The sequence below is a fragment of the Thiomicrolovo immobilis genome (assembly GCF_039645955.1).
In the GTDB taxonomy this organism is placed as follows: domain Bacteria; phylum Campylobacterota; class Campylobacteria; order Campylobacterales; family Sulfurimonadaceae; genus Thiomicrolovo; species Thiomicrolovo diazotrophicus.
Map to the genome: position 1 here is coordinate 2045849 of NZ_CP147916.1, position 17307 is coordinate 2063155.

At 56.0% G+C, this 17307-nt stretch carries 18 protein-coding genes; 6 read left to right on the forward strand and 12 right to left on the reverse strand.

Going from position 1 to position 17307, the window contains the following annotated elements; genetic code table 11:
• Positions 1-505: 505 nt before the first annotated feature.
• Genes WCX72_RS10645 through WCX72_RS10660 form a run of 4 tightly spaced genes read left to right on the forward strand, consistent with a single transcriptional unit; the run spans position 506 to position 5716 of the window.
• Positions 506-3766 (forward strand): hypothetical protein, encoded by a 3261-nt coding sequence (locus tag WCX72_RS10645; RefSeq protein WP_345969755.1) that lies wholly within the window; start codon positions 506-508, stop codon positions 3764-3766.
• Positions 3766-4425: a prepilin-type N-terminal cleavage/methylation domain-containing protein gene (locus WCX72_RS10650; RefSeq protein ID WP_345969756.1), complete on the forward strand. Its 660-nt coding sequence runs from the start codon at positions 3766-3768 to the stop codon at positions 4423-4425. Before WCX72_RS10645 ends, WCX72_RS10650 begins: the two co-directional genes overlap by 1 nt.
• Entirely contained in the window at positions 4422-5261 is an 840-nt protein-coding gene (locus WCX72_RS10655; RefSeq protein ID WP_345969757.1) for a prepilin-type N-terminal cleavage/methylation domain-containing protein, read from the forward strand. The genes WCX72_RS10650 and WCX72_RS10655 overlap by 4 nt, the downstream gene beginning before the upstream one ends.
• Positions 5237-5716, forward strand: coding sequence for a hypothetical protein (locus WCX72_RS10660; RefSeq protein WP_345969758.1), 480 nt, complete (start codon positions 5237-5239; stop codon positions 5714-5716). Before WCX72_RS10655 ends, WCX72_RS10660 begins: the two co-directional genes overlap by 25 nt.
• Before the next feature lie 43 nt (positions 5717-5759).
• Here WCX72_RS10660 and raiA read toward each other — a convergent pair whose 3' ends face one another.
• Positions 5760-6296, reverse strand: coding sequence for a ribosome-associated translation inhibitor RaiA (gene raiA / locus WCX72_RS10665; protein WP_345969759.1), 537 nt, complete (start codon positions 6294-6296; stop codon positions 5760-5762).
• Positions 6297-6406: 110 nt separating this feature from the next.
• Between raiA and recG the strand changes: the two genes are divergently transcribed.
• On the forward strand, positions 6407-8197 hold the full coding sequence (recG, locus tag WCX72_RS10670) for an ATP-dependent DNA helicase RecG (RefSeq protein ID WP_345969760.1): 1791 nt from the start codon (positions 6407-6409) through the stop codon (positions 8195-8197).
• Positions 8198-8382: 185 nt separating this feature from the next.
• Here the strand turns inward: recG and WCX72_RS10675 are convergent, their stop codons facing one another.
• From WCX72_RS10675 to WCX72_RS10715, 9 genes are all read right to left on the reverse strand, one after another.
• On the reverse strand, positions 8383-9627 hold the full coding sequence (locus tag WCX72_RS10675; RefSeq protein ID WP_345969761.1) for a pitrilysin family protein: 1245 nt from the start codon (positions 9625-9627) through the stop codon (positions 8383-8385).
• A 47-nt stretch (positions 9628-9674) separates the two neighbouring features.
• Entirely contained in the window at positions 9675-10724 is a 1050-nt protein-coding gene (locus WCX72_RS10680) for a dehypoxanthine futalosine cyclase (protein WP_231019043.1), read from the reverse strand.
• A 120-nt stretch (positions 10725-10844) separates the two neighbouring features.
• On the reverse strand, positions 10845-11252 hold the full coding sequence (gene nusB / locus WCX72_RS10685; RefSeq protein WP_231019044.1) for a transcription antitermination factor NusB: 408 nt from the start codon (positions 11250-11252) through the stop codon (positions 10845-10847).
• Positions 11252-11722 (reverse strand): 6,7-dimethyl-8-ribityllumazine synthase, encoded by a 471-nt coding sequence (gene ribE / locus WCX72_RS10690; protein ID WP_231019045.1) that lies wholly within the window; start codon positions 11720-11722, stop codon positions 11252-11254. Before ribE ends, nusB begins: the two co-directional genes overlap by 1 nt.
• 41 nt (positions 11723-11763) lie before the next feature.
• Positions 11764-12561 carry a 3-deoxy-8-phosphooctulonate synthase gene (gene kdsA / locus WCX72_RS10695; protein WP_231019046.1) on the reverse strand — a complete coding sequence of 266 codons (798 nt, stop codon included), beginning with the start codon at positions 12559-12561 and terminating at the stop codon, positions 11764-11766.
• A complete protein-coding gene (locus tag WCX72_RS10700; protein ID WP_231019047.1) occupies positions 12558-12845 on the reverse strand; it encodes a hypothetical protein in 288 nt (95 codons plus the stop codon). The genes kdsA and WCX72_RS10700 overlap by 4 nt, the downstream gene beginning before the upstream one ends.
• Positions 12846-12947: 102 nt before the next feature.
• Positions 12948-13694, reverse strand: coding sequence for a TerB family tellurite resistance protein (locus WCX72_RS10705; RefSeq protein WP_231019048.1), 747 nt, complete (start codon positions 13692-13694; stop codon positions 12948-12950).
• Entirely contained in the window at positions 13682-14176 is a 495-nt protein-coding gene (locus tag WCX72_RS10710; RefSeq protein ID WP_345969762.1) for a hypothetical protein, read from the reverse strand. The genes WCX72_RS10705 and WCX72_RS10710 overlap by 13 nt, the downstream gene beginning before the upstream one ends.
• Positions 14169-14609, reverse strand: a complete 441-nt coding sequence (locus WCX72_RS10715) for a phosphoribosyltransferase family protein (RefSeq protein WP_231019050.1) — start codon at positions 14607-14609, stop codon at positions 14169-14171. Before WCX72_RS10715 ends, WCX72_RS10710 begins: the two co-directional genes overlap by 8 nt.
• Before the next feature lie 66 nt (positions 14610-14675).
• On the opposite strand from WCX72_RS10715, the gene WCX72_RS10720 reads away from it, so the two are divergent.
• Positions 14676-15620 carry a hypothetical protein gene (locus WCX72_RS10720; RefSeq protein ID WP_231019051.1) on the forward strand — a complete coding sequence of 315 codons (945 nt, stop codon included), beginning with the start codon at positions 14676-14678 and terminating at the stop codon, positions 15618-15620.
• Positions 15621-15636: 16 nt separating this feature from the next.
• Here the strand turns inward: WCX72_RS10720 and WCX72_RS10725 are convergent, their stop codons facing one another.
• Entirely contained in the window at positions 15637-16041 is a 405-nt protein-coding gene (locus WCX72_RS10725) for a hypothetical protein (RefSeq protein WP_345969763.1), read from the reverse strand.
• A 12-nt stretch (positions 16042-16053) separates the two neighbouring features.
• The gene (locus WCX72_RS10730; protein ID WP_345969764.1) at positions 16054-17238 is read right to left on the reverse strand and encodes a putative metal-binding motif-containing protein; all 1185 of its coding nucleotides are present in this window, start codon (positions 17236-17238) and stop codon (positions 16054-16056) included.
• Positions 17239-17307: the final 69 nt, after the last annotated feature.

Here is a 17307-nt window from a genome sequence, read left to right on the forward strand (position 1 = left end):
CCGCGGGCCGAAAAACAGCATCATACGCTTTTCATAACGGGAGACAGGCGACTCTGTGTCCTTGAGATTGTCCCATTTTTTCTATATTTTCGCTTTAAGAATAAATGAAACTATTTCAAAATACAATAGATGTAACAGGTATGAAATGTTTGATTTAAAGTATTTTTCCAAGATTTCAGACAGTAAAAGGACCACGATGTTTGGAAATGTTATTTTTCATTTTGCCAAAACAGCAAGCGCAATTTTGCTCTTTTCAATGCTGTTTTTTCTTCCCCAAACCCTTTCGGCGGCTATCACCGGTGTGCCCGGTGACTGTAGCAGCGTCACAGACACCGCCGTTTTCGATCAGTCCAATCTTTCCTATACGAACCAAACCTACGTGGGGGGAGACTCAGAGAAGTGGGATTATTACTACTTCTCCGTAGATATACCGGGCGAACTTATTATTACGTTAGAGACGAATTCCAGTCTGGATCTTCTCTACAGCGAATCCTCCTGTAGCACTATGACAGATATCTCCAGCCCCTATAGCATCAGCTATCTAAACCCGACGGATCTGATGGTCAAGGTCGAATCGGGCTCGGCGAACCAAAAAGATTATATTCTCAAAGTCACCTTTGTACCGGCGCCGCTTTCTCTCGTGAAAACGAATGTTCCAGGACAGATCCTGCAAAACAGCGCTACCAACGTTGATTATTCACTGATGGGGGTCAACAACCAGGCCTTTGATAGCGGCAGCATCACCATCACAGATACCCTTCCCTCCGAAGCGAACCTCTCCACATTCAACATCATCGATGACGGCGGCTGTACCTGTACGGCCCCGGATGCCTCCAGGACCTTCAGCTGTAGCTGTCCGGCACTGGCTGCGGGGGATTATGCGATTGTTGACTTCAACGTCACCCTTTCCGCGGGAGCGGCCCCGGATACGATCACGAACAACGCCAGTATGACGGACGGGACACAGAGTGCCGTCACCTCGTCGACCGTCGACGTCGTCGATGGCAAAGGGGTTGTCGAACTGAAAGTGGAAAAATTCGCCGAAGCCGATGCCATTCCCGTCGATACCGATTTCTCATACTACATCTTTATTACCAACTACGACAATGCCTACGCCTACGGTGTCCAGATCTGGGATCAGATGGACCCCAATATCTATTACACCGGCTACGACACTTCAAGCGGATGGATCTGTACCCCGCCGAACAGTCCCGCCGTCAAAGGAGACTCCTTTACGTGTAGCTACGTCGGGACAGACGGCACCGGTGGCATGGGCAAGGGGATCGTGTACCTGAAAATCAACGCGCGCACGGCCAGTGCGCTCGATACCGGCGTCACCGCCGACGTCAATGTCAGCACCTGGAACAACGTCGATCTCGCCGCCGCCAATACCCTTCACAACGACTCCATCACACATGCAAGCAGAGAGGTAAATATTACGTTAAACGACGTTGCACCGGGCGGCGGGGCCATCGGCGGTGTTTACATGAAAGGGGGGCTCGTCGAAATCTCCGAGAACGATCTTAGCGGCGGCAGAAACACAGCGCAGATCCGGACAAAAGTGGCTGCCCAAATCGGGAGAGCCAGCGCTTCTTATGCCGCTGGCGAAACGCATATCCCGACCTACTTTCTCAACGACAGCAGCGACGGCGCCACACCGACAGCCTATAACCCTACGACTGCCGCCGGCTCCAATCCCATTCCGCTGACGGTTATCATCAGACTCGCGAACGATCAGTGCCAGGAGGCGAGCCAGACTTACGTCACCTACACAAGCGATCCTGCCGTAAGCGGTGCACCGCTGAGCGCACTTTTCGAACCCGGCGACAATTCGCCACGTTATGCAGGCGTCAGCAGCAGCGGCATACCCGGTGATTTCAAACTGCGCAACATCGCGACAAAAAAAGCCCGCTTTATTATGAAGTACGTCAATATCAACGAGAAAATTGCCGACTCGGATGAAAAGTGTACGCAGACCTCTACAACCAATCCGGGGAACATCAAAGGGCTGCCACAGTGTATGAACTCCGGCGGCTCGACAAGCCTTGACAACAACAAATACCTCAACGTCTTCGGAACGTCCGCATTCGTGCGCTGTTTCGGCCAGAACGGCAGCCCCTGCGATTCCAACAATCACGGCTTCAGTTGCGGCGAAGGCAATACCAACTGTGTCGGCTACAATGCGGAATACGACCACGAATACGGATGCTACGAGTGTACGGTCGGGGGACTCGGCTACTGTACGCAAGACAACTTTGCCATCCGTCCCAAAGCTTTTGATTCGAACATCACGACACTTGTCGGCGTCGGCGACCCTGTCAAAGCCGGTCTGGATTACGGTCTGGCGTTCAAGGGACTGACAGGCAATACGGCCGATCCGTCCGAAGCGACCCTCCTCTATAACGAGATCGAAGACACCCTGACCGACGGGACAACGTTCCAGATCGATCTTAACATCAGCGACCCGACGAAGGTCTGCCCGCAAACCAATGTCAATATGACCCCTGCGGTCCACTTCGTCGACGGCGTGGATTCAGGCCTCTTCCGCTTCGACAATATCGGCGATATCAATTTCAGCATCCACGAAACGAACGGAACGGAGTTTGCCAAAGTGGATGTGAACGATACGCCTTGGAGTGACAGACGTATCGAACCATTCAGCATCTCCTTCCGCATCATTCCGGACCATTTCGAGGTCAACGCGACGCTTGACGACTACGGCGACGACTTTACCTACCTCTATGACATGAACCTGTACGACGACTACAATGTCTCGACAGCAAAGTTGGCGCTGGACATCAAAGCGATGAGTGCCGACAACAACGTCACGAGCAACTATATGGAGACCTGCTACGCCAAAGACACCAATGTCACCCTGCAAATGCATGGCACCGCGATCAAACCGGCCGGTTCCATAACGGAATTCCTCTACTACAACCCGGCCGAAGCCAATGGTACGGTGGACAGCGGCGAAGGTTCCTACACACTGCCGGGCGGCACCCTGACATCGGTTCTGCTTGAAAACACGACGACGAGCTTTCCCGATGATGCCGTGGATGGGAACGGTACGACCCATATCGAATACAGGCTCAACTTCAACCGAAAAGTCAACAAAGTCGTCGATCCGGTGCGAATCGCGCTTAACAGCGTCTATGTGAATGACAGCGAACCATCACCTTTTACCGTGACCGGTTCTCACACTTCGACGGATACGGCCACCTTCCTCTACGGACGGGGGCATGCACCGCGCTACCGCGTCAACTGCGGTACAGTCGTCACCGGCCCCTGCCTGTCGCAGAGTTTGGAGCTCTTTTTTGAATTCTATGCGGACAACGACTCCAACCTGACGCTGCGCAGAGCGTATGCCCAGGACAATGAGCGGAGTAAAGATGCTATCATGTGGTTCCGCAATACCAAGCACGATTCCGGGGCGGACGGCAATATTACCCACCTGAGCCACAAGTTTTTCGGGTATGACCTCAATACAACGACAAGCCCCCTTTACCAGGGAACGTCGATTACGGCCCCGGGCAACGGCATTTCGAATGTGCGGATCGGCTACCGGGGCGGCGACGGTTATCCGTACAAGGCCTCCGTCAATCTTCATACGGATCGATGGCTCAAGTACGACCGTTTCAACGCCAACCCCGACGTCAATGCGTCGTTCCTGATTGAATTCAACGCCATCGGCGTGGAGGCGGGAGAGGGCAACCTTGACGGTACGGACAGCGGTCCGGCCAACTCAAATAGGAGAATCCGGTGGTAATGAAACGCGCATTTACGATGATTGAGATGATCTTCGCGATCATCATTATCGGCATCACGGTTGCCGGCGTTTCGCAGATCATGACGCGAAGCGGGAATACGATGGAGGGGGCGCTTTCGCAAGAAGCGGTCTTCCTGGCATCCATGGAAGCAGCCAAGATCTTTTCACACCGATGGGACCCCAACTCGAAAGACACCTCGAGCGAACTCGCCTATTCAAAAATTCTCGATACAAACTGGGATGCCAACCACAAACGCACCTGTCTCGACACTGCAACGGGTTCGAAATATACGGTCCCGTGTGCTGCCGACGACATCCAGACCGTCCTGCGCTACGGCGGTATCGCCGAGGATAAACACCGCCGTTTCCACAGCCAGAGTACCGCCTCCTCACAACCCTATCCTGACGGTGTCCCGGATGGTACGACGGATATCAACATCACCAATGAGCACGGCTACAAACGCACCTATCAGGTCGCCGTCAACTCCGGGTATATCGGTACGGCTTTCGCTACGGGGACAGTGGGGGGACCTACCGATATCAAAATGACTGTTGTCTCCATCAATGATAAGAACAACGGCAACGCCAATCTTGTCCGGATGCGGGTCTATTCATACAATATCGGTGAAATCGACTATGCCAAGAGGACGTTCCAATGAGAATGTATTACAGTAGGCTACGGCGTGCGTTTACGATGATCGAACTGGTCTTCGTCATTGTCATCATGGGTATCCTCGCCAAGTTCGGAGTGGAGATTTTCCTGCAGATCTATGAAAGCTATACCCGGACGACCATCGCCGCCTCGCTCTTGAGCAAATCCGAGGCTGCCGTCAGTCAGATCGCCAACCGCCTAACTTATAGGGTCAAAGATTCCATCATCGCCAGCAGCGGTGCGGCGGCATCCTTCGTACCGCTCTCCAGCGTCACCGGCAACGAGACCGTCTTTGAATGGATCGGCCTGGACAGCGACGGCTGGGATAATGGCGACTTCAGCGGCATCATCGACCTTAATGACGGGAATACCACCTATACCCAGCTTCACAGTCCCGGCACCGCTACGTTACCGGCGAACGGCGCACTGCTCTTTATCGGCTCAAAAGTCAATGTACAGAACAGTTTCGGGTGGCATGATACGAATGTCTCTGCGAACAGCCACCAGGATCTTTATGTCTACGACGGTGTCGCATCGCAGAACATCAACTTTACCACCAACCCTTTTTCGGCAGGTGATGAGATCTTTGAGTTCTATCATGTCGCAGACAGTGCTTACGCGCTTGTGCTCGACACGGTCAATCACAAGCTCTATCTCCACCAGAATTACCAACCGTGGCAGGCTGAAATCTATACGGGCACGGGGGACCTGTTGACGGACAACGTCAAAACCTTTACGCTGCAAAAAGCGGGGGACATCATCCGAATCGAGCTTTGCCTCAGCAACAAAGATTTTATGGATGAAGGGGAGTATTCAATATGCAAAACAAAAATCGTGTTCTAAAACGGGGCGGCTTTGCCGTCATTGCCGCCGTTTTCATGATGCTGTTGATCACGCTCATGCTGTTGAAGATGCTCTCGTACTCCACGGACGTCTCTGCGCGTACCAGCAACGACTATCTCAACGAGCAGGCACAGCTGCTGGCGTTCAATGCCACCGAAGACGCCGTCTACCGCATCTCGGGAGAAAACCGCGATGCAAACCTGAGCTGTACAACTTCCTTCAATGACACCTACCCTTCAACGGGTACGGCCATGTTCAATATCAACGTGACAATCCAGTACATCTGGCAAACCGGCATGATCCCTGGCGGCACCGGATGTAACAACATCCTGACAACCGTTTCGACGGATACCCAGCATGGCTCCGCGCTGATCGACGTTTATGTTACATCACACGCTTCACTGAATCTGGATGAACCGATCCGATTCCACCGTCGCACGCTGCAAAAACTGTAAATTGATCTAGAGGGAAGAGACGGCAGAAAGCCGTCGGAAACGATTAATAGAGACCGAAACGACCGTCATTTCGTTTGTAGAGAACCCGAGTCTTCCCGTCGTTATCCAGGAAGATCTCAAACTGCTTTTCACCCGTTTTCAGCTCATCCAGCACATCGGCGACTTCCCTCGGTTTATAACTCTCCAGTTCAACCGGGATGACTTCGTCCTCCTGTGCTTCGGCCGCCGCTTTGACGTCTGCCGATTCGCTCTTGGCATCGTTCATACTCTCATGGTGGTGATCGCTCAGCTTGTCGTGCATACGGCGCAGCGCCTTCTGTGCCCGCTCGATCGCGATGTCGATCGCAGCATACATATCATCGTCACTCTGCTTGATAACAACAGTATTCTTGCCGGCAAGATTGATGGTAAACTCCACCGAGACACCCTGTTTTTTCCCGATGCTTCGCTTGGCGCAAACCGCCTGTGCCGAAATGATGTCCAGGTTGAACTTCGAGAGCGATGCGATCGCATTTTGCAAATACTCTTTAATGGGATCGGTCAACTCGATCGCTCTACCGGTCAGTGAGATATTCATCATGGAACCTTTCCGGGCCTCGCCCTCTGTGTGAATTGTCGTAGGCAACGATTATAACACAGTAAACATGTCATTTTTCAAGCCGTAAAGCGACAAACGCGCTAAAATATCCCATGCAAATTGAACAGGCCGATATCGAAAAATTTAAAAAACTCGGCGTCTACTCGGCCGCAGAGCTCGCCATTCACGCCCCGGTCCGTTTTGAGGACCGCCGGCTTTACCCCAGGCTTAAAGAGGGCACCGAGCAGGCGATCGATGCCACCGTCGAATCGATACAACGCTCCCCCCGGACGGTGACCATCTCCCTCTATGTGCACAACTTCGGGCACCGAATCGAGGGGGTCTTGTTCAATCCGAAACCCTATATGCTGCGTTTTTTTGCCGAAGGGGAACGCACCCTTTTCTACGGCCGTATCGACTGCAGACAGGGGCGCTGCCAGATGAGTCACCCCCAGCGTATCCCCGAGGCGGGCACGCTCACCCCCAAATACAAAACGCCCCTGCGCACCGACGTCATGGCCCGTCTCGCCGCACGCTACATCACCCGTGAAAATCTACTGGATGAGGGGCTGCCCCCCGCTGTTGCCGATGCACTGCTCGGGCTGCACTTCCCCAAAGAGGCTCCGCTGAAGGAACCCACACCGCAACAGCTCTACGCCCTCAAATACACTGAGCTCTACAGTTATATGCGTTCGCTCCAGGGGAAACGACGCTATTTTCATGCGTTGAAAAAACTGGAGGGCGACTGGCGTGTCTGGGCCATGCGTCTGCCGTTTCTCCTGACCGATGAACAGGCAAAAGCCATCGAGGCGATTGAAGCGGACTTCAAAAAGCCCCATGCCGCCAAACGGATGGTCGTCGGGGATGTCGGCGCGGGCAAAACGATGGTGATACTGGCGGCGATGCAGATGGCCTCCCCCCACCGCAGCATCCTGATGGCGCCTACGACCATCCTTGCCAACCAGCTATACGAAGAGGCGCGTAAGTTCCTCCCGGAAAAAAAGATTCTGCTCATCACGAATGCTACCCCGAAAAAAATGCCGCTGGGGGAGGCCGATGTCCTTATCGGCACCCATGCCCTGCTCTACCGAGACCTCCCCGAAGCCGCGCTCATCATGGTCGATGAGCAGCACCGCTTCGGGACCGCGCAGCGCCACCGGCTGGAGAAACTGCTCTCGGAGGGTACCCGTCACCCTCATTACCTGCAGTTCTCCGCCACACCCATTCCCCGTACCCAGGCGATGATCGATTCCGCCCATATCGACGTCAGCCTCATTACCAAGACCCCCTTTCAAAAAGACATCTCGACCGCGGTCATCCACAAGCCTGACTTCCCAACCCTGCTGCAGCACATCCGCGCGGAGATCGCGCAAGAGCACCAGGTCCTCATCGTCTACCCCCTTGTCGAAGAGAGCGAGAATTTCGGCTATCAAAGCATTGAAGAGGCCAGAGGTTACTGGGAAAAACATTTTGAGAACGTCTACGTCACTCACGGCAAAGACAAGGAAAAAGAGGCGATTCTTGAAACGTTCAGGGAGCGAGGAGACATCCTTCTTGCCACAACCGTCATCGAGGTCGGCATCTCGCTTCCGCGTCTGACGACAGTTGTCATCGTCGGCGCCGAACGCCTCGGGCTGGCCACCCTTCACCAGTTGCGCGGACGCGTCAGCCGCACAGGCCTCAAAGGATGGTGTTTTCTCTATACGAATCTGGGGGAAAGCGAGCGCCTCGACGCCTTCCGCCAAACGGACAACGGCTTTGACATCGCTGCACTGGATCTGAAGTACCGCAAAAGCGGCGATCTGCTCAAAGGCAGTATCCAGAGCGGGAAAAAGTTCCTCTGGGCAGACATCGGCGAAGATGAGGGAATTGTCCGGGAAGTCAAAGCGGCACTATCGCGCTGAGTAGTGCTAAGTGCCAAGAAGCTTGTCAGCTTCCCTGTTGCTGTCAAGGTCGAAACGTTCATTAGCGGGTCAGGCGGATCACCGGGAAATGGAGTGCCCCGAAAGCGGCAGCCTTTTATCCTTTTTTCTTCCCGGTTCGGCTTCTTTTTTGGATAAGCAAAAAAGAAGGGGAACAAAAAAACCTACTACTCCTCTGTTACAATTGAGAAAGTAAGCTTCTCGATCTCTTTATGCTTCTTGATAAAGGCGTTTAGCGTGGCAAGATCGAGGGTTTCGATCTGAGCGAGTTCGCGTGCGGACGCGCCGATCCCCTCTCCTTTATAGTACTCCAGGAAGGTACGCGAAAGGCGCTGGGAAAGGGTCTCGACCCGCAGCGGTTCGGAACCGAGCAGAAAACGCTTCGCTTGGTCAAGCTCCTCCTGGGTCGCACCCTTCTCTATAAACGTGTCGATCACTTCGCGCACGGTTTCAACGGCCTCTTTCTGAGAAGCAATCTTCGTCTGGAGGTAGCCGAAGAAGTAGCTGTTGGAACGGGCGATATTCGCACGGCAATAGGCGGAGTAGGCCAGGCCGCGCTTAACGCGGACCTCCTCCATCATCCGGCTGCCGAAGCCGCCGCTGCCGAGGATGAACATGGCGACGCGGCTGATGTAGTGCTCGGCGTCCCCTACCTTCATCTCAAAAGGGGCGCCGAAATAGACATAGGCCTGTTCCGTTTTTCGCTTGAACAGCTCCGTCTGTGCCGCCGCACTGGCCGGGTAGTACCCCAGACTCTCCAACGCCCCTTTCGGCAGGGTACTGAGCAGCCGGCGCGCGGCATCCTCCGCGTCCGTTTTGGAGATATCCCCGCCGATCACGACAATGGCCCGAGAGGCCTGGAGGTGATTTTCAACAAAGGCTTTGACCGTTTTGAGTTCCATCGCCTTGACGCTTTCAACCGTCCCGGACGCCGGGGACGCCAGCGGCGTATCGGTGAAGAGCATTGCCCTCAGTTCACGGTTGGCGACATAGTCGAAATCATTCTCTTTGCGGCTCAGCGCGCCGACCATGGTTGTCTTCACCTTCTGAAGGGCTTCTTTGCTGAGGTTTGGAGCGGTAAGCAGCTCTTCGAGCAGACCGACCGCTTCACCGAACTCCTCTTTGAGCGAGCCCATTTCAAAGACCATCGTCTCCGTCCCGGCATGAACGCTGAGATGGATGGCGCGGGCGTCGAGCGCCTCGGCAAAACCGACGGCGCCGCGTTTTTGGGTCCCTTCGTTGAGCATTGAGGCACTCACCTTCGCCAGCCCCGCATGCGCACCGTCCTCGATCGAACCGCTCTGGCGGAAGACCAACTGCATGGAGACGATCGGTAACCGGGAATCGTGCTCAAATATCATCGGCACTTTGATGCCGTTTACTTCTACCTGTTCCACCGTCGTTTCAGCCATTACAATCTGTCCTGTCAAAAAAATGAATAATAGTAGCGCTTTGAGGCTCACGCAAAAAGCTCCAGGGTTTCATACGCCGTATTCCGGATCGCCGGGGTCTCGCCGATATCGCGGATCAGGCGGACCATTTCATCCTTGGCCATACGGAAGCCCGCCCCCGCACTGCGGACAACGTTCTCCTCCATCATCGTTGAGCCCAGGTCGTTGGCCCCGAACTGCAGCGCCATCTGACCAATATAAGGCCCCTGGGTCACCCAGGAACTCTGCAGGTTCGGTACGTTGTCCAGGAAGAGACGCGAGACTGCCAACAGGCGGAGGTAGCGGTTGGCCGAATGTTTTTTCATCTCGGGGAACTCTTCGAGCAGTTTGGTATTCTCGCCCTGGAACGACCACATGATAAAGGCGCGGAACCCCCCGGTTTCGTCCTGCAAGCGGCGAACCATATCCCAGTGCTCGACGATCTCTTCGTCCGTCTCCATCGTTCCATACATCATCGTCGCCGTCGATTTGATCCCGAGCTTGTGCGCCTTGCGGTGGATATCGATCCAGACGTCGGCATCGATCTTGCGTGGCGCGATAATATCACGGACCCGGTCATTAAGGATCTCCGCGCCGGCACCCGGGATGGAGGAGAGTCCCTTTGCCTTCAGCCGGGTCAGGACCTCCTCCACACTGATGCGCGATACCTTGGCGATAAAGTCGATCTCGATAGCCGAAAAGCCGTGAATGGTGATCTGCGGGTATTTCGTATGGATATGCTCCACGAGGTCTTCATACCACTCGATTTTCAGTTTCGGATGGACCCCGCCCTGGAAAAGGATCTGCGTTCCGCCGATGGCGAGCAGTTCGTCAATCTTTGCATCGATCTCGTCATAGGTGAGGACGTAGGCATCCTCGTCCTTTTCATGGCGGTAGAACGCGCAGAACTTGCAATCGACCCAGCAGATGTTCGTATAGTTGATATTGCGGTCGACGACAAAGGTCGTGACCCCTTTGGGGTGCAGCGCTTTTTTGCGGGCCGTGGCAAGCTTCCCGAGGGTTTTGAGATCGGCGTTGCGGATCAGGTCAACCGCTTCTTCTTTGGTGAGTCTGCTCATAGTGGTTCCACTCCCTCGTACAATATTTCCTTGGCCGCAGTATACCGCTCAAGGATTCAGCTCCGCCCCCCTGTCGGGAACGGCAGCGTTTAAAAAGATTGATTTAAGCGCAGGCGGGGCTTAGGATGCAGCTTTCTCTTTGGCGATCGCATCGAGCACGCCGTTAATGAACTTGGGAGACTGTTCCGTACCGAAGGCTTTGGCCACCTCGATCGCCTCGTTGATCACGACAGCGGAGTCCAGATCGCTGTGAAGCGCCTCGTAGGCTCCCAGACGGAGTGTCGCCCGTTCAATAGAACCCAAACGGTCGAAATCCCACTCCTTAAGGTGTTTGACAATCGCTTCGTCCACCTCTTCCAGATGCGCCATAACCCCGTCAAAGAGCGTCAGGGCAAAATCCTTCTGCTTGTTGCGGATCTTCTTCTCTTCGAGAATCTCATCGGTATGGTCGGCAATCGCACCGTTACCGAGGTCATAGGCATACAGCAGGCTGACGACCGCCATGCGTGCGTGGTGACGTGTCGCCATTACGCCTCGATCTCCGCGTACAGGTTCAGCATCTCAATGACCGTCGTCATCGCTTCGAAACCTTTGTTCCCCGCCTTCGTACCGGCGCGTTCGATCGCCTGTTCGATCGTATCGGTCGTCAGCAGGCCGAAAGCGACCGGCTTGGCGTACTTGAGCGACACCGTCGCGATCCCCTTGGTTGCCTCCGCAGAGACATAATCAAAATGCGGTGTCGCACCGCGGATCACGGCACCCAGCGCACAGACGGCGTCGTACTTGCCGGTGGCAAGCAGGCGTTCCGTCGCCATCGGCAGTTCAAACGCGCCCGGGACCAGCACAAGATCCAGCTCCGCGTCATTTCCGCCGTGGCGGGCATAGGCGTCTTTGGCGCCTTCGACCAGGCGGTCGGTGATCAGGTGGTTGAAACGCGCCGCGATAATGGCAACTTTCTTGTCCGTGGGGACTTGCAGTTTTCCCTCGATTACTTGCATCTTTCTTTCTCCTTGTTTAACTTTCTTCCGTGCCGCTTCGCCTAACGGCTGCACGCCTCGATGGCGAGCAGTGTTTCCGTCAGCTGCTTCAGTCCTTCGAGCGTGATCATATTCGGGCCGTCGCTCAGGGCGCACGAAGGGTCGAAGTGGGTTTCGAAAAAGAAACCGTCGACGCCGACAGCGGCCGCCGCTTTCGCCAGGTAGGGTACCATCGAGCTGTCACCGCCGGTCTTTCCGCCGCCGCTGCCGGGCATCTGTACCGAGTGCGTCGCATCGAAAACGACCGGAGCAAACTCGCGCATGATCACCGGTGAGCGCATGTCCACGACGAGGTTGCCGTAGCCGAAACTCGAACCGCGTTCGGTGAGAAGCACCTTGTGCTTTTTCGCATTCTCATACCCCACCTCATCGCAGCCGCGGGTCTTGAGGACTTTCAGGACAGAGTAGCGCATATCCGCGGGGTTCATGAACTGTCCCTTTTTGATGTTGACGATACGGTCCGTTTTTGCCGCGGCGACGAGCAGGTCTGTCTGGCGGCAGAGAAACGCCGGGATCTGGATAATATCCGCGACTTCCGCCGTCGGTGCCACCTGGTAGGACTCATGGACATCGGTGACGATCTTATAGCCGAAATGCTCTTTCACCTTCTGCAGCAGCCGAAGGCCCTCCTCCAGGCCCGGTCCGCGGTAGCTCTCAAGGGAGGTGCGGTTGGCCTTGTCGAAACTCGCCTTGAAATAGAAGTCGAACCGCGCATCCTCATGGTAGGGCCGCAGCGCTTCTGCGATACGGAAAAGGGATGCTTCGCTCTCAATGACACAGGGACCCGCCATTAAAATCATTCGATACTCCCGTTACCCTCAATCATCGCCTTGGATTCGACCGGCCGCATCTGCGGAGAGACGACCCGCTCTTTGTATTTGCTGTTCCCGACGGCATCGTCGAAATCGTCGACCGCCTGCTCACGGAACTCCGTCAGGGAGTGGCCTGTTTCATGCGAGTAGACGATATATCCCAAAACAACAAGGACCAAAACCATTGTTTTCTTAGAGTTTGTCTGCCACTGCATGTACGCCAGAATCAACAAAACGACGATTGTCCCCGGATAAAGCCATGATGCATCCATGATGTACCCTTTTCGTGCTCGGCAGTGCCGCCGAAAATAAATAGGATTATACCAGAGGTTGTTAACAAATCCGGCATTGTGCTGCCAGTGTAAGGCACACGACTACCGCGACGCCTTGATCGTTTCATAAGCAGCATTGATCTGCTGCATCTTCTGCGTAGCCTCGGCCATATACGCCTCATCCGCCCCTTTTGCCTTCATAAGGTCGGGATGATACTGCTTCACCAGAGCACGATACTTCTTCTTGATACTCTCCATCGCTTCACCCTCTTCCGCGCCCAGCAGCGTGTACGCCTCCTGCAGAGTGGTACGGGTCGGCCCCGTTTTGTAGATCTGCGCGAACTGGGCCATGATCGCCTCGACCTGGTCCGGTGCGATCTGCAAAAACGCCGCGATCTTGGTCAGCAGATTCTCTTCGTTTCGGCTGAGCTCCCCGTCGACGAAGGCGAGATTGACAAGAAATGAGAACATCCCCAGACGCTGCTGCGGGTGGCGCACGGTCGCATAGGCCAGGCGCTGCGCAATCGCATCCGCATTGAAGCGCTGCTCCTTTTCACGGTTGAAAATCGATTTGAGCTCTTCACGGACCATCTGCGGGTCCGGAAACGCGTTGGCGATATCCGTGAAGGTGTTTCCGATCAGTTCCGCCTCCAGGGTGTCAACCCGGCCGTCGGCTTTGGCCACCTTTGCCATCAATGCGACAAAAAGCCCCAGCTCGGAGTTGCGCACCACTTCGGAGGTCACGGGACCTCTCCCGGTCGCTTCCGCCCGGTACTGGTAGCGACCATAGCTTCTGAAAACCCAGACGAGAAAGAGCCCTACAAACAGGTAAAAAATCAGTGATCCCATACGCTATCTCCCTCCACATCGATCTCGATGCCGACGATCCGATCGCACGGCACGATCTGCGTCTTTTTGGGCGCACTGACCACATAAAACCACCGGCTCTCCGCCATCAGCGCCTCGTCATACTCCCCCGTGCGTTTGACGTCTTCGGTCTCCATCCGGCGCAGAACGACCCCGGTAGAAAATCCCTGCCGGTAATCATCGGCCGCCGTATCGACATCCGCGAACTCCACCCGGTCGGCGGTGCGGATAAGACGGCAACGGTTCTTGCGAGCCCATCCTCGCACGCCGAACCAGAGTGTGACCATCCCCAGAAGCGCCACGCCCCCGGCGGCCACCGTGTACGTGAAAGCGACGGCGGCGACAAAGATCGTCAACGCTCCCCAAACAACAAATGCCGCTTCGTCGATTTTTTCAAAAGCGATGACCCGGAATGCCAATACGAGCGTCCGCAAGTACTGCAGCCACGCCAGGAGTTTAGCCATCAAAACGGTCCCAGAAAAATTCGATCCACTCCGTCGCTTCCCGGCAGCTGAAATCGGGTTGCTCGCAGGCGGTGGGCTTGGACCACGGCGCGGCGCATTTGATCGTGCTTTGCGGATAGCGCTCCCGAAGGTAGGCCTTCACCTGCTGCAGGGTTTTGCCCGAGTCAACGATGTCATCGACGATCAGGATCCGCCGGAAGGTTCCGCCGGGGCAATCGCCGTCGATGGTGACCGTTTCGCGCTGGGAGGCGTCATCGTAGGACGCCACCCGCAGCAGGCCGATGTTGCGGACATCCAGGCCGTATCCGAGCAGCTGCGCCCCCATCATGCCGCCGCGCGCAAGCGCCACGATCATATCCGGCGCGTAGGCACGGCAGGCGGGGAGCAGGGAACGCATGTCCGCTTCGAAAGCCTCATAACTGTAATAAAACATGGCCGCATTATACCACTAAAGCCCCCCTTTACCCATGCATTGCTACCATGACGAAAAGGGAGTTTTATGCGCTTGAATTTCTTGGCTCTTTTGACGGTCACCCTCCTCTTTTCGGGCTGCCTGACACCGACAACCCCCGAAGTCCCCGCCTGGGTCGAACACCCGCCGCCGCCGACGGCAACAACGCTCTACGGTGTCTCCGTGGCCAAAAGCAAAGAAGAGGCGCATATCTCCGCCCTCGGCAATATCGCTACCACCATGCTCAGGGGCGCGGAACCGGCCCTTGAGCAGCGCGTCCGGGATGTCACTGAGCGCAGCCAGACCGCAGCCGCGATGCGTACGGTACTCCGGGAGATCGACTATCCGGGTGTTACCGTCAAAGAAGAGGCGGAGATGGGAGAGGATCATGCGGTCTTGATCACCATGCCGCGCAGCGTTTTCGCCGCACAGATCGATGATCGGCTCAAAGCGCACCGTCAAACGATCGAAGCGCACCTGCCTTCCGACGACGCCCCGCTTTTCGAACAATTGGGCAGGCTAGGCGCTGCCCATGAAGAGAAACCGATGCTGCTGGCGGAGGTATTGCTCCTCGAAACGGCCGACCCGGCGGCCGACACGAAACCCTACTACGCGTTTATGGAAAAAACGGATGCGGCGTACAATGCCCTGAAATTCGGCGTAGCCATCAGCGTCATCAGCGATGCGGAGGCGATCGTCTACGTTGATACCGTGGAGCAGACCCTGCGCTCCGAGGGGATGACACCGACAGGTAACCGTATCGGTCTGCTTCTGCTGCATGCTGACAGCCAGCAGGAACGGCGCAACGGCGTGTTTAACGTGACCATGCGTGTCCGGCTCGAATCCGTCGCGAAGGGCGAGCGGCTCGCACAAAACGAGTTTTTCCTGGAAGCCGTGTCGCCGCAGAGTTTCAGCGATGCCAAACGCCGCACCGCCGAAGCCCTCAAAGCACGTCTGCGGGAGCTGGGTCTGTTTCGTACACTCGGGTTTTAGTACCCGCTAACGCCGTTTACTCCTCCCCGAAATAGTGTTCCCGTTCGGGCTCATGTGCCCGAAGACGGTTGAACGCTTCATTGTTTCCGCTGCTCCGTGCGCTGTTCAGCGCTTTGCGCCACTCCCGTCGGGCTTCCATATAAGCGACCCTGGCCCGCTGCCGGCTCGCACGCCGTTCTTCGGCGACCATGCGGTTATAGGCTCTCTCCTCTTCCCTGAGGGCGGGGACCTCCGGGGGCAGGTCAGATACGATCTGTTCCGGCAGGGCGTCCGCTGCCGGCGATGGTGGTGGCGACACCGCCTCGAACGAGGTCGGCACGGCGAGTTTTCCGTCAACCGGGGCATTTGGATGCCCCTCCATCCGTCCCGCCGCCAGGAAGGCAACGGTCATGACACTCGAGGCCAAAACAATCCAGCGCATCGCTCACTCCCTCTAGCTTGTCGGATCGCCGTCACAGTCCCAGTCTTTCGGGTCCAGCGGTCTTTCTGTCGCCCCCGGGTAGATCAGTGCGTTCGTGTCGTCGCAGTCAGGGGACCAGTCTTGGGTATAGAAGCCGTCACCGTCACTGTCGGTGCCGATCGGGACCAGGGCCGGAGCATACCAGGTCGTGGACGACCCGTTCTCCGACATCACCTCGAGGTAATAGGTCTGCGTCGTTGCAATCCCCCCGGCATCCGGCGTACTCATCTCGATGATCCCCCCCGGGCCTTTCGAATCGGTTATCCCCAGTGCCGCCCCGCCGTTATCGAGCAGTGCGGTCTGTAGCCCCGCGGGCCCCTGGGAATAATCCACGACATAGGCCGCAGCGTGCGGCGGGAGCGTCACCTTGTAGTAGTCGGTGTCGTTTCCCGGATCGATCGTATGCGCCAGGGTGTAGAGCGCGCTCTGATAGATGATCTCGCCGACGGCGCTTTTGGTGCTGTAGATCGTTGTCGCGCCTCCCAGCGTTCCGTCCGGCTCGAAACCGTCGGTGCCACTCGGAGCATCCGCCCCCGAACAATCTTCATCGATCCCGTTACCGGCAATTTCGTTTGTGTACGGGTAGACGGCGTTATTGCTGTCATTGCAGTCATAGGTAGCGGAGTAACCGTCGTTATCACTGTCGATAAAAAGCCGCACGCCGAGCTGATAGCTGGCCATATCGTAGGCATAATAGGAGTAGACATGGATCAGGTAGTTCCCCGTTTCCGTAATCGTAATCTGATCGATATTGCTGTCAAAGGAGAGGAAATTGTCATTCGACGCTACCAGCGTCACCCCGTCGGCTTTGTAGAGTTCGATCACGGTATCGGCCGTATAATTCAGGTTCGTCGCGAAGAGTTCGTAGGTTTTGCCCGATACCAAGGCAACCTTCACCCAGTCTTCGTCTCCCTGGGGATAGATCGTGCGCGTTTGCAGTCCCCCGACGAGGATACTGCTGGGTTGGTCTTTTGTATTGTCGCCGGCGCTGCCTTCAAATCCGTCGGCGGCCGTCGGGAAGGCGGCGGCGATGATAACTCCTCCGCCGCCGCCTCCGCCGCTGCTTGCATCGGCTGTGTCGCTCTTGACCTTGCAGCCTCCGGCCATCAGTGCGATCGCCGCAAGCAGAACGATTCCTTTCTCTTTCATGGTTTTCATCACTCCCTCCTTCTTATGCTTAACAGGGAAAAACGTGAATTAAAACCATCTTACAACGCGCCGCCTTTC